The following is a 13,413-nucleotide window of genomic DNA, read 5'->3' on the forward strand; positions in this document are numbered from 1 at the left end:
AGACCATGGCCGAGAACCGCCTCGCCGAGGCCCAGGCCAAGTACGAGGAGGCGCGCCGCCAGCTCGAGGCCGCGCAGGCCGCCATGGACAAGGCCATGCCCGCGGCGAACCTCGACGCCGGATTCGTGAAGAAGCCGTACGCCATCGAACTCGGCGCGGGTGCGAAGAGCACTGCTCCGTCCGCGGCCGCCAAGCCGGCCGGCAAGGGCGAATTCCGCAGGACCGGCTCCAAGGCCCCCACCGCCGGACGTCAGGTGCTGCTCGACGCCGTCATGGAAAGCAACCCCAAGGCCAGCGCGCAGACCAAACGTGCCGTGAAGAAGAACGCGCACAACACCGCCACCATGTCGAAGTACGCCAACCGCATCCCCTTCGGCAAGTCCATGAAGAAGGACTACACGATCGTCGCCCCGCAGATGAGCCCCATGCACATGTCGCTCATCGAATCGGTCATCCGGTCCGGCGGCTACAAGTTCGACGTCCTCAGGCACGCCAGCCGCGACGACGTGGAACTCGGCCTCAAATACGTGAACAACGACGCCTGCTACCCGGCCATCATGGTCGTCGGGCAGCTCGTCAACGCCATCGTCGAAGGCAAGTACGACCCCGACAAGGTGGCGCTCGCCATCACGCAGACCGGCGGCATGTGCCGCGCCACCAACTACTTCGGCCTCATCCGCAAGGCGCTCATCGACGCCGGCTACCCGCAGGTGCCGGTCATCGCATTGAGCACGCAGGGGCTCGAATCCAACCCCGGCTTCACGCCCACGCCGGCGCTGCTGCACCGGGCCGTCAAGGCGCTCATCGTGGGCGACCTGTTCCTCAAGTGCCTGTACCGCGTGCGCCCGTACGAGAAGGTCAGGGGAAGCGCGAACAAGCTGTACGAGATGTGGGACGCCATCGTCCGTGAGGTCATCGAGCATCACGGCTTCTCCAAGACCGCCAAGTCGAGGATCGGCAAGGGGTACCTGCCGTACCCGACCCTGCTCAAGGAGATCGTCAAGTCGTTCGACGCCCTGCCGTTGCGCGACATCCCGCGCAAGCCGCGCGTGGGCGTGGTCGGCGAGATCCTCGTCAAATACCATCCCGACGCCAACAACCACGTGGTCGACGTCATCGAATCCCAGGGATGCGAGGCCGTGGTGCCCGGCATCATGGAGTTCATGACCACCCGCCCGTACATCACCGACTGGAACGAGAAGAACCTCGGCATGGGCGGCAACAAGCAGCTGTATGCGCTCATGCGCTGGGGCCTCGACCGCTACCTCAACCCGGTGCGCCGCGCCATCGCCACCGCCAACGGCAAGTTCTCGCAGGACCTGCCCATGGCCGAGCTGGTCAAGAAGGCCGGCGAGGTCACGTCCGTGGGCGTGCAGGCCGGCGAAGGCTGGCTGCTGACCGCCGAGATCCTCGAGCTCATCGAATCGGGCGCGCCGAACGTGGTGTGCGCCCAGCCGTTCGCCTGCCTGCCGAACCATGTGACCGGCCGCGGCATGTTCGGCGAGATCCGCCGTCAGCATCCCGAGGCGAACATCGTGTCCATCGACTACGATCCGGGCGCCTCGCAGGCCAACCAGCTCAACCGCATCAAGCTCATGATCTCCGCCGCCAAGCAGGCCGAGGCCAAGCGCCAGGCCGCCGAGGCCGCGAACGACGAACGCAATCGCGCGCAGGGTGCGCACGGTCAGGACGGCGGCGAAGGTCAGTCCTCCACCCCAAGCCTGTCCGAGGCCGCGTAGGCCAAGACGGCGCATGCGCGCGTAGGCCGGAGCCGCGCGCATGCGGGGCGAGATCGTCCGCGCACGGGCCGATGCCCGGCCGGATGATGGCGTCCGGCGTCCCCAATGCCACGCGACACGCCGAATGTTGCATATGCAACTGTTGTATATGAGTCGTATTACCATCTGCTGTTGCATATACAACATTCGATGCAGGCGATGCATACGAAACGGATATGGCAGGACGACGTGAATCGGGGAATCGCATGGACAAACGCATACTCAGCATGGAACTGCGTGCGTTGTGCAAATCCGTCGACCGCTATCTCGGCGAGACGATGCCGGAGTCGGCGGCGGACGCCACGGGCGGCAACGCGCACATCATCATGTTCCTCGCGCGCAACCGCGACAAGGACATCTATCAGCACACCATCGAGCAGAAGTTCTGCATCACCCGGTCCACGGCGTCGCGCGTGCTGACGCTCATGGAGAAGAAAGGGCTGATCATCCGCGAGCCGGTCGCGCACGACGCCCGGCTCAAGAAGATCGTGCTGACCGCCAGGGCCGATTCCATCGTCGCCGACCTCAAACGCAGCGGCGAACGGATGGAACGACGTCTCGTCGACGGCTTCTCGGACGACGAACGACAGGCCGTCCTCGACTACGTGCGCCGGATGCGCGACAACATCGACAAGGCGCAGCGGGAATTCGAACAGCATGGAATACACAACGAAACGACGGATACGAAACGCAACGATATGACGAAGAAGGAGGGCGACAAGTGACCGATACCGCAACAACGGGCGCCGCAACAACGGGCGCCACGACCGACGTCGCAAGGCAGAACAAGCCGGCCAGGCCGACGCACCTGTTCCGCACATTGGGCGGGTCGATGCGCGAATACAAAAGGGAAAGCCTGCTCGCGCCGGCGTTCGTGGCCGTGGAAAGCATCCTCGAGATCCTCATCCCCACGGTCATGGCCATGCTCATCGACCAGGGCATCACCGGCGGCAACATGAACGCCATCGTGAAGTTCGGCCTCATCCTGCTGCTGTGCTCGGCCGTCTCGCTGAGCTGCGGCTTCCTCGCCGGACGCTTCGCCGCCGTCGCCGCGGCGGGCTTCGCGAAGAACCTGCGCCACGACCAGTTCGAGCAGGTGCAGCGCTTCAGCTTCACCAACATCGACCGGTTCTCCACCGGTTCGATCATCACGCGACTGACCACCGACGTGACCAACCTGCAGACCGCCTACATGATGATGATCCGCATGGGCGTGCGCGCGCCCATCATGGTCGTCGTCGCATGGATCTTCTCGTTCCGCATCAGCCCGTCGATCTCCATGGTGTTCCTCGCGTGCATCCCCATCCTCGGCCTCGGCCTGTGCGGGCTCGCCGTGCTCGTGCACCCCGTGTTCGAGCGCGTCTTCCACACGTACGACGAACTCAACAACGTGGTCGACGAGAACCTGCAGGGCGTGCGCGTCGTCAAGTCGTTCAACCGCGAAGGCTACGAGATCTCCAAGTTCGACCGCATCTCACAGCGCATCTTCAAGGACTTCACCAAGGCCGAACGCATCATGAGCTTCAACATGCCACTCATGATGCTGTGCGTCTACGGCTCCATGATCCTCATCTCGTGGATGGGCGCCAACCAGATCGTCGCCTCCGGCAACGACCCCGCCGTGGGCCTGACCACCGGCGACCTGACCGCCCTGGTCACCTACGCCATGCAGATCCTCATGGCCATGATGATGCTGTCGATGATGTTCGTCATGGTCATCATCTCGCAGGCGTCCGCCGAACGCATCACCCAGGTGCTGCAGGAGAAGAGCACCGTCGTCGACCCCGAGCATCCGGTGCGCGAGGTGGCCGACGGGTCCATCGTGTTCGACCACGTGACCTTCCGCTACTCCGACGGCTCCGAAAAGCCCGTGCTCGACGACATCGACCTGACCATCCCGTCCGGCGCGACCATCGGCATCGTCGGCGGCACCGGCTCCGCGAAATCCTCGCTCGTGCAGCTCATCCCGCGCCTCTACGACGTGTCGCAGGGCTCACTCAGGGTCGGCGGCGTCGACGTGCGCGACTACGACCTCGAACTGCTGCGCGACCAGGTGGCCATGGTATTGCAGAAGAACGTGCTGTTCGGCGGCACCATAGCCGAGAACCTGCGCTGGGGCAACCCCGACGCCACCGACGAGGAGCTGCGCCACGCGTGCCGCCTCGCCCAGGCCGACGGATTCATCCAGGAGTTCCCCGACAAATACGACACGATGATCGAACAGGGCGGCACCAACGTCTCCGGCGGACAGCGGCAACGACTCTGCATCGCCCGCGCGCTGCTCAAGAAGCCGAAGATCCTCATCCTCGACGATTCCACCAGCGCCGTCGACACCAAGACCGACCGGTCCATCCGGGCCGCGTTCCGCGACGAGATCCCCGACACCACGAAGATCATCATCGCACAGCGCGTCGCCTCCGTGCAGGAATCCGACATGATTCTCGTGATGGACAACGGCCGCATCGTGGCCCGCGGCACGCACGACGAACTGCTCGAAACCTGCGACGAATACCGGTCCATCTACGAATCCCAGACCAGGAACCAGGCCAACCCGGAAGAAGTTGAAGGAGGTGCCCGCTGATGCCCGCGAAGAACGAATCGGCAACCAAGTCCGCCGCCACGTCCTCGTCCAAGTCCGCCGCCGGCCGCCGGCCCGCCATGGCCAAGCCGGCCCCCGGCACCATCAAACGCATCTTCGGCTACATCATGCAGTACAGGGCACGCGTCATCATCATCGTGGCGTGCATCCTCATCGGCGCCGCCGCCCAGGCCGGCTCCGCCCTGTTCCTGCAGACGCTCATCGACAACTACATCCTGCCGCTCGTCGGCGTGGCCGACCCCGACTGGGGGCCGCTCATCCGCGCCATCACCCTGATCGGCTGCCTCTACGCGGCCGGCATCATCACCGGCTGGCTGTGGCAGTGGCTCGTCGTCACCGTCGAACAGGGCACGCTCAAGAAGATCCGCGACGACATGTTCGCCCACCAGCAGCGGCTCCCCATCCGCTACTTTGACAGCCACGAGCACGGCGACATCATGAGCCACTACACCAACGACACCGACACGCTGCGTCAGGCCATCAGCCAGTCGTTCCCGCAGATGTTCTCCGCGGGCATCTCCGCGCTCGCCGCACTGCTGTCGATGCTGTGGCTGTCCGTGCCGTTCACCGCGTTCGTGGTGGTGTTCACCATCGGGCTGCTGTGGGTCGTGCGCAAGGTCGTCGGCCGTGCCGGACGGTTCTTCGTCAAACAGCAGCAGTGGCTCGGCGACGTCAACGGCTTCGTGGAGGAATCCGTCAACGGCCAGAAGGTCATCAAGGTGTTCAACCACGAAAAGACCACGCAGAGGACCTTCGACGAGAAGAACGAGGAGCTCTTCCAGGCGGCCGCCGCAGCCAACACATGGGGCAACGTGACCATGCCGATCGTCGGCAACCTCGGCTACCTGCTCTACATCCTCATGGCCATCATCGGCGGCGCCGTCGCGCTCGCCGGACTCGGCAACTTCGGCCTGACCGGCGCCGGGCCGCTCACGCTCGGCACGCTCATCTCCCTGCTGACGCTCTCGCGCTCGTTCATCAACCCGATCGGCCAGGTGTCCATGCAGCTCAACATGGTGATGATGGCCATCGCCGGCGCGTCACGCATCTTCGCGCTGATGGACGAGCCCGTGGAGACCGACGGCGGCACCGTGACCCTCGTGAACGTGGAGCTCGGCGACGACGGCCGCACCATGACCGAAACCGACCACGAGACCGGGCATTGGGCATGGAAGCGCGAGGAGGGCGACGACGGCATGCGTTCGCTGCGCGCCGCCGAAAAGCTGCACGGCGCCGCTCGCGAAGTGGCGCTGAAGGCGCGCGAGCAGGCCGTGACCTCGCCAGACGGCCGCTACACGCTGCTGCGCGGCGACGTGCGCTTCACCAATGTGACGTTCGGCTACGATCCGGACAAGCCCGTGCTGCACGACATCACCTGGTTCGCCAAACCCGGTCAGAAGATCGCGCTCGTGGGCGCGACCGGCGCCGGCAAGACCACCGTGACCAACCTCATCAACCGGTTCTACGACATCCAGGAGGGCCAGATTCTCTACGACGGCATCTCCGTCAAGGGCATCCGCAAGCCCGACCTGCGTCGTTCGCTCGGCGTGGTGTTGCAGGACGTGAACCTGTTCACCGGCACCGTGATGGACAACATCCGCTACGGCCGGCTCGACGCCACCGACGAGGAGTGCATCGAGGCCGCGAAGCTCGTGAACGCGGACGGCTTCATCCGCATGCTGCCGGAAGGGTACGCCACCGTACTCGAGGGCGACGGTTCAGGTCTGTCGCAGGGCCAGCGCCAGCTCATCTCCATCGCACGCGCCGCCGTCGCCGACCCGCCCGCGCTGATCCTCGACGAGGCCACGTCGTCCATCGACACGCGCACCGAGGAGGTCGTGCAGGCCGGCATGGACGCGCTCATGAAGGGCCGCACCGTGTTCGTCATCGCGCACCGTCTCTCCACCGTGCGCAACTCCGACGTCATCATGGTGCTCGACCACGGCAACATCATCGAACGCGGCAACCACGACGAGCTCATCGCCCAACGCGGCGAGTACTACCAGCTCTACACCGGCGCCGTCGAGCTGGAGTAGCCGCATTCAGGGCCCGCATTCCCGCCGGGGGAGTGCGTGCCTGCTCGTTCCGGTGTGCGGCGCCGGAGGCCCGGTGCTGCTGGCCAACTCCAAGTTCTGGGGTGTTGCCGAGGTCTGCCCGGCACCAATCCGCAAGTTCTGGGGTTTCGTTTCGGGAGAGGCCGAGTATGGTCGTTGCGATTGCAACGACCATACTTCGGTTCTGCCCGGTGAAGGCCCCAGAACTTGGAGATAGATGTCCGCACGGTGGTGCATCGCCCCGGAACTCAAGGATTGCCCGGTTGGGATGCGATGTCGCTCGCCGTTTTGCTCGGAGGCCGCCGGGCGGTGGCGTGGATGCCGTATCCCATCTCCGCGTTTCCCGGACTAGGCTGGTAGCCATGGCAACTGAACAGCAGATTCCACATGATGCACGGCCGTCCCAGACCGACCATTCCCGGCATGCTTCCCATATTCAGCCCGGACGGACGAAAGCCACGATGCTGGGCCTCATCATGGTGTTTGCGCTTCGCAAGCGCATACGGGAACAGTGCCATGCCGATCTTCGTGCGACCGACGTGGAACGCCTGATCGAGGTGGTCGAGGAGGGGGAGCTCAATCAGAGCATCCTCGGCATATTGCACGATGCGTCGCAGCGGACCGAACCGGTGCCCGCCGCGCTGGCCACGCTGCTGACGCATGAGGATCCGGTCAACAAGCCCTTCGAGCTGCACGATGAACCGGCGTCGGAGGATGAGAGGTCCCTTGCCGTTGGTTTCTGCATTCGCATGGATACGGCGCTGCATGGCACCGAGGCTGCCGATGAACGCGATACCGTCCACGCGAACCTTACCGGGGAGCGCGCCTCCTCCCATCGTTGCGACATGGTCTTTCGCGTGCTTTCCACCATCCACAGCTTGCTCAATCTGCAGGACGAGATCGACCGCAAGCATCACCAGGCATAAGATGATATTCCCGTTGCGATACTCACCATTCCCTCCGCGAACGTGACGGAACTCCGGCTGTGTTCTCGTTGTTCGCCGTTTCCGGACGCAACACGCCGAAAAACGGGCCTGCTCGCGTCCGAAAACAGTGAACGACCGAGATTCGCGGTGATTTTGGCGAACAATCGCAATCCGGCGGCGGATTTGGCGTACGACGTAATCCGCCGCACCGATGTTCGTTGCGTTTTTGTCCGGTTCTCTGTGGTGTCAAGTGATACGGAACAAGACGGAGAGACGGGACGGAACGTCACATGTCGTTGATTCACCTGCTGTCGGTGCAGCCGAGGACCATCACAGAACGGTTGCGTACGGGGCGGGCCGTGCGATGCGACCCCGCCAAGGCGAGAATCGAAAGCTTCGCCGACTATGCGTGGCGGCAGTACGCGTGGGTGGGCGAGCAGATGGAACGGCACGGCATCGCGCGGCCCGACGGCGTGGAGCTGCCGATGTGGGCGTGGGCGGCGCGCGAGCCGGGCGTCGATTTCGACGTCGACGACGTCACGACGGCGCATTCGTCCGGCGACGGCGCACCGACCATCGAAACCGTAGAGGACGTGCTGGCCTTGGAGGTCCCGGAGGAGAACGTGCTGCTGACCAGTTACGACGACTGGTCGGCGTGGCCGTTCATCTCGACGGACGGACTGGCGATGCCCGGCCCCGACGAACTGGCCGCCATGGACGCCGACCCGACCGACGTACTGCTCGACCGATGGTTCGACCGGTCCGACGCCATGAGTTTCGAGGAGCGCGCCGCCACATGGTGGCGTTGCATGCGCCCGGCGTCGTCGTTGCGCAAGCCGGTCGAGATGGGTATCGACAGCGAGACCGGCAAGCCGTATCATGACTGGATTCAGGCCACGGTATGGGAGTTCCGTCTCGAATGGCTGCGACGGGTCTGGAAGTCAGGGGAGAACCTGGCCGGTACCGCCGCCTGGCTGGACTGGAACATAGGGAACGCACCCGCCTAAGTTTTTTATATATTTTTATAATGTTTTATATTCTTTTATAATTCTTTATAACTTTTTATATTCGTGCGATTCGATTGTTTCGACACGAGACGCGATTGCTCGTATGGGAGAAAGGCGGCGGTATGTCCCCGAGGAAAGCAAACCCATTCAAGCCCACCGCCGGGCGTATGCCGCCATTGCTCGTCGGCCGCGACGGAATCATCGATGATTTCGTGGAAGGACTGGAGGATGGTCCGGGGGCACCTGGCCGTCTGATGTGCGTGACTGGTGCGCGCGGAGTGGGGAAGACGGTGATGCTGACCGAATTCGGTCGTATCGCAAAAGAGCGAAAATGGGAGGTGATCGACGAGACGGCTTCCGACGGTCTTGCCAAGCGTCTGTTGGAACGGTTCGTTCCAGATAAGCCATCGGTGAACCTGTCCGTGAAGCCATCCCTGTCCGTCGCCGGTCTTGGGGGTCTTTCGTTGGGGGAGGCCAGCGTGTCGTCGCAACGGATGCCATTGACGTTGCGTGAGGCCATGGGGCGACGTCTTGACGTTCTGGAACGGCGGAAGGCCGGCATGCTGATCACTGTGGATGAGGCCCAGTCGGCGGCTCGCGAGGATATGATCGCCATCGCCACGGCAATACAGCATCTCATCCGTGAGGAACGGAACATCGCATTCGTCTTTGCCGGCCTGCCGACCATCGTGTCCAAATGGCTCAATGACGATGTCTTGACGTTTCTTCGGCGGGCGCAGTCCGAGCGTTTGGGCGATATTCCGCTTGCCGAAGTGCGGGACGCGTTCGTTGATACATTCGAGGAGTCCGGCATCGCCATAGGCGGCGACGCGTTGCGTATGGCGGTCGATGCGACCGAGGGGTATCCGTTCATGATTCAGCTCGTCGGATACCACATCTGGCGTATCGCCTATCGGCGCCAACGCGATGGTGCGGCAGACGAGAAGGGCATGTCGGTCAGCGAGGATGATGCGAATGAGGGTGTTGCCAATGCCCTGAGCCGGCTCGGCGACGCCGTGCATGGTCCCGAAGTTGACGGTCTGTCTCCAGTGGACAAAACCTATCTGCTGGCGATGGCCCAGGATGACGGCCCCTCCTCCACATCCACAATCGCCGAACGTATGGGCAAGGACGTCGGATACGCGAATATCTATCGCACCCGTCTGATTGATGCGCAGGTGATTCGGGATGTGGGATACGGGAAGGTCGATTTCGCGATACCTTACCTACGTCGGTATCTGCGTGAGCACGCCGCGTATATTCGCATGAGCGCGGATGGCGGCAGGGCTGAGCGGAAATGATTTCGTGTTCTGGCCATTATTCGCGATGTCGGCGTATGATTCGACGGATTTCGTGATGCGGGTCACATTCCGTGGGGATTCTCCGGGATGACGTTCCTGCCGTCCGTGCGACGGTGCTATCATATACGCGGTGAGCATCGATCCGTCATCAGCGGGGAGCTTCCGGAAGAACGGCCGACGTCCGATGCGGCGACAACGCAACGTGACGGCGGCTTATTAGACCCGGCGGGTAGGCCCGAGACAGCCGAATTCAAGCGGTCGCATCGACGTTCCGGGACGTTTGGGACGGGTGCGGCAAGCGAGGTGGTACCGCGGTTCGCCGCGCATCGCACGTTCGCGTCGCACACGACGCAGCGACATCGATGCCGGATGATTCGTCCTCGTGGCAGTAGTAATGACGAAACTGTGCATGAGGAGATAGCGGTGAGCAACAAGTTCCCGAAGGCCGCGGCCGACTCCAGTCTGGAGCACGTGGCACCGAACCCGAGTTTCCCCGACCTCGAGGTGAAGACCCTCGACTATTGGGACAAGGACGACACCTTCCAGAAGTCCGTCGAACGCAATCCTTCCGGCGACCACAGCCAGAACGAGTTCGTGTTCTTCGACGGCCCGCCGTTCGCCAACGGCCTGCCGCACTACGGCCACCTGCTCACCGGCTACGCGAAGGACGTGATCCCGCGCTACCAGACCATGAAGGGCCGCAAGGTCAACCGCGTGTTCGGCTGGGATACGCATGGCCTGCCCGCCGAACTCGAGGCGCAGAAGGAACTCGGCATCGACTCCGTCGACCAGATCGAGAAGATGGGCATCGACAAGTTCAACGACGCCTGCCGAGCCTCCGTGCTCAAGTACACGAACGAATGGCAGGACTACGTGCATCGCCAGGCCCGCTGGGTCGACTTCGAGCACGGCTACAAGACCCTGAACATCCCGTACATGGAATCCGTGATGTGGGCGTTCAAGCAGTTGTACGACAAGGGCCTCGCCTACCAGGGCTACCGCGTGCTGCCGTACTGCCCGAAGGACCGCACGCCGCTGTCCGCGCATGAGCTGCGCATGGACGCCGACGTGTACCAGGACCGTCAGGACACCACCGTGTCCGTGGCCGTGAAGCTGCGCGACGAGGACGCCTACGCCGTGTTCTGGACCACCACCCCTTGGACCGTGCCCACCAACTTCGCCATCGTCGTCGGCGCCGACATCGACTACGTCGAGGTGAAGCCGACCGAAGGCAAGTACGCCGGCAAGAAGTTCTACTTCGGCAAGGACCTGCTGCCCCACTACGAGAAGGAGCTCGGCGAGAACTACGAGGTCGTGCGCGAGCTCAAGGGCTCCGAGCTGGAGGGCCGCCGCTACTGGCCGGTGTTCCCGTACTTCGCCGGCGAGAAGGCCGAGTCCGAGGGCAACGTGCCCGGACCGCAGGGCTACACCATCTTCACCGCCGACTACGTCGACACCGTCGAGGGTACCGGCCTCGTGCACCAGGCCCCCTACGGTGAGGACGATATGAACACGCTCAACGCCAAGGGCATCAAGAGCACCGACGTGCTCGACGCCGGCTGCCGCTTCACCGCGCAGTGCCCCGAATACGAGGGCATGTACGTGTTCGACGCCAACAAGCCGATTCTGCGCAATCTGCGCAACGGCGACGGCCCGCTCGCAGCGATCCCCGAGGAGCACCGCGCCATCCTGCTGCAGGAGAAGAGCTACGTGCACTCCTACCCGCACTGCTGGCGCTGCGCCACGCCGCTGATCTACAAGCCGGTGAGCTCGTGGTTCGTCTCCGTCACCAAGATCAAGAAGCGTCTGCTCGAACTCAACCAGGAGATCAACTGGATCCCGGAGAACGTGAAGGACGGCCAGTTCGGCAAGTGGCTCGCCAACGCCCGCGACTGGTCCATTTCCCGCAACCGCTTCTGGGGCTCGCCGATCCCGGTGTGGGTGAGCGACGACCCGAAGTACCCGCGCGTCGACGTGTACGGCTCGCTCGAGGAGCTCAAGGCCGACTTCGGCGACTACCCGCGCGACCGTGACGGCAACGTGAACATGCACCGCCCGTGGATCGACAACCTCGTGCGCGTCAACCCCGACGACCCGACCGGCAAGAGCCACATGCACCGCATCACCGACGTGCTCGACTGCTGGTTCGAGTCCGGCTCCATGTCGTTCGCGCAGTTCCACTACCCGTTCGAGAACAAGGAGAAGTTCGAACAGCACTTCCCGGCCGACTACATCGTCGAATACATCGGCCAGACCCGCGGCTGGTTCTACCTGCTGCACGTCATGGCCACCGCGCTGTTCGACCGCCCGGCCTTCAAGAACGTGATCTGCCACGGCATCGTGCTCGGCTCCGACGGCCAGAAGATGTCGAAGCATCTGCGCAACTACCCGGACGTCAACGGCGTGTTCGACAAGTACGGTTCCGACGCCATGCGCTGGTTCCTCATGAGCTCGCCGATCCTGCGCGGCGGCAACCTCATCGTCACGTCCGAAGGCATCCGCGACACCGTGCGCCAGGTCATGCTGCCGCTGTGGAGCTCCTACTACTTCTTCACCCTCTACGCCAACGCGGCCAACAAGGGCGAAGGCTTCGACGCCCGTCTGCTGCATGCCGACGAAGTGGCCGCCCTGCCCGAGATGGACCGCTACCTGCTGGCCCGCCTGCGCAAGCTCGTGGCCAACGTGCAGAAGTCCCTCGACGAGTTCGCCATCTCCGACGCCTGCGACGAGGTGAGCGACTTCATCGACATGCTCACCAACTGGTACATCCGCAACACGCGCGACCGCTTCTGGAACGAGGACGCCAACGCCTTCAACACGCTGTACACCGCGCTCGAGGTGCTGTGCCGCGTGATGGCGCCGCTCGCCCCGATGGAGACCGAAACCATCTGGCGCGGCCTCACCGGCGGCGAATCCGTGCATCTGGCCGACTGGCCGTTCCTCGCCGACGAGAAGACCGGCGAGCCGACCGAGCTCGGCAGGACGCTCGTGGCCGACGACAAGCTCGTCGCCGCCATGGAGAAGGTGCGCGAGGTCGTCTCCGGCACGCTGTCGCTGCGCAAGGCCCAGCAGATCCGCGTGCGCCAGCCGCTCGCCAAGCTCACCGTGGTCGCCGAGGACGTGGCCGCGGTCGAACCCTACACCGACATCCTCAAGTCCGAGCTCAATGTCAAGGACATCGAGTTCTGCACCATGGAGGACGCCGGCACACAGGGCCTGCGCATCGTGCACGAGCTGAAGGTGAACGCCCGCGTCGCCGGCAAGCGTCTGCGCAAGGACGTCCAGTTCGCCATCAAGGCCTCCAAGACCGGCGCATGGCACGTCGGCGAGGACGGCGCCCCCGTGGCCGAGACGCCGAACGGCGACATCGCGCTCGTGGAAGGCGAGTACGAGCTCATCAACCGCGTGGAGGAGAAGAACGCCGAGGAGGCCGCCAACTCTGTGTCCTCGGCCCTGCCGACCGGAGGCTTCGTGATCCTCGACACCGAGCTGAACGACGACCTCGTGGCCGAAGGCTACGCGCGCGACGTCATCCGCGCCGTGCAGGACGCCCGTAAGGACGCCGGCCTCGACATCGCCGACCGCATCAGCCTGAAGCTGACCGTGCCGGCCGCCGACGCGCCCAAGGCCGAGCAGTTCAAGGACCTCATCGCCCACGAGACCCTGGCCGAAGCCGGCGTGACCATCACCGCCACCGACGCCAAGGAACTCGGCATGGAGGTCGCCAAGGCCTGACGTTCCGCGTGGC

At 64.0% G+C, this 13,413-nt stretch carries 7 protein-coding genes and 1 pseudogene; all 8 read left to right on the forward strand.

Annotated features, from left to right (window positions below):
* Nucleotides 1-212 precede the first annotated feature (212 nt).
* A pseudogene (locus KIH77_RS10625) lies at nucleotides 213-1,739 on the forward strand (activase); the annotation flags it as partial.
* 245 nt (nucleotides 1,740-1,984) lie between these two features.
* On the forward strand, nucleotides 1,985-2,503 hold the full coding sequence (locus KIH77_RS02925; RefSeq protein WP_219099831.1) for a MarR family winged helix-turn-helix transcriptional regulator: 519 nt from the start codon (nucleotides 1,985-1,987) through the stop codon (nucleotides 2,501-2,503).
* A gap of 107 nt (nucleotides 2,504-2,610) precedes the next feature.
* On the forward strand, nucleotides 2,611-4,359 hold the full coding sequence (locus KIH77_RS02930; protein WP_219099832.1) for an ABC transporter ATP-binding protein: 1,749 nt from the start codon (nucleotides 2,611-2,613) through the stop codon (nucleotides 4,357-4,359).
* A gap of 77 nt (nucleotides 4,360-4,436) precedes the next feature.
* Complete coding sequence (locus KIH77_RS02935; RefSeq protein WP_236024450.1) at nucleotides 4,437-6,413, forward strand: ABC transporter ATP-binding protein; 1,977 nt, start codon at nucleotides 4,437-4,439, stop codon at nucleotides 6,411-6,413.
* Nucleotides 6,414-6,793: 380 nt separating this feature from the next.
* A complete protein-coding gene (locus KIH77_RS02940) occupies nucleotides 6,794-7,357 on the forward strand; it encodes a hypothetical protein (RefSeq protein ID WP_219099592.1) in 564 nt (187 codons plus the stop codon).
* 290 nt (nucleotides 7,358-7,647) lie between these two features.
* On the forward strand, nucleotides 7,648-8,364 hold the full coding sequence (locus KIH77_RS02945) for a DUF3841 domain-containing protein (RefSeq protein ID WP_219099593.1): 717 nt from the start codon (nucleotides 7,648-7,650) through the stop codon (nucleotides 8,362-8,364).
* Nucleotides 8,365-8,531: 167 nt separating this feature from the next.
* Nucleotides 8,532-9,665, forward strand: a complete 1,134-nt coding sequence (locus KIH77_RS02950) for an ATP-binding protein (RefSeq protein ID WP_236024425.1) — start codon at nucleotides 8,532-8,534, stop codon at nucleotides 9,663-9,665.
* A gap of 423 nt (nucleotides 9,666-10,088) precedes the next feature.
* The gene (gene ileS / locus KIH77_RS02955) at nucleotides 10,089-13,400 is read left to right on the forward strand and encodes a mupirocin-resistant isoleucine--tRNA ligase (protein ID WP_372445348.1); all 3,312 of its coding nucleotides are present in this window, start codon (nucleotides 10,089-10,091) and stop codon (nucleotides 13,398-13,400) included.
* The last annotated feature ends 13 nt before the right edge of the window (nucleotides 13,401-13,413 follow it).

This window comes from Bifidobacterium pluvialisilvae (assembly GCF_019331695.1).
Lineage (GTDB): Bacteria > Actinomycetota > Actinomycetes > Actinomycetales > Bifidobacteriaceae > Galliscardovia > Galliscardovia pluvialisilvae.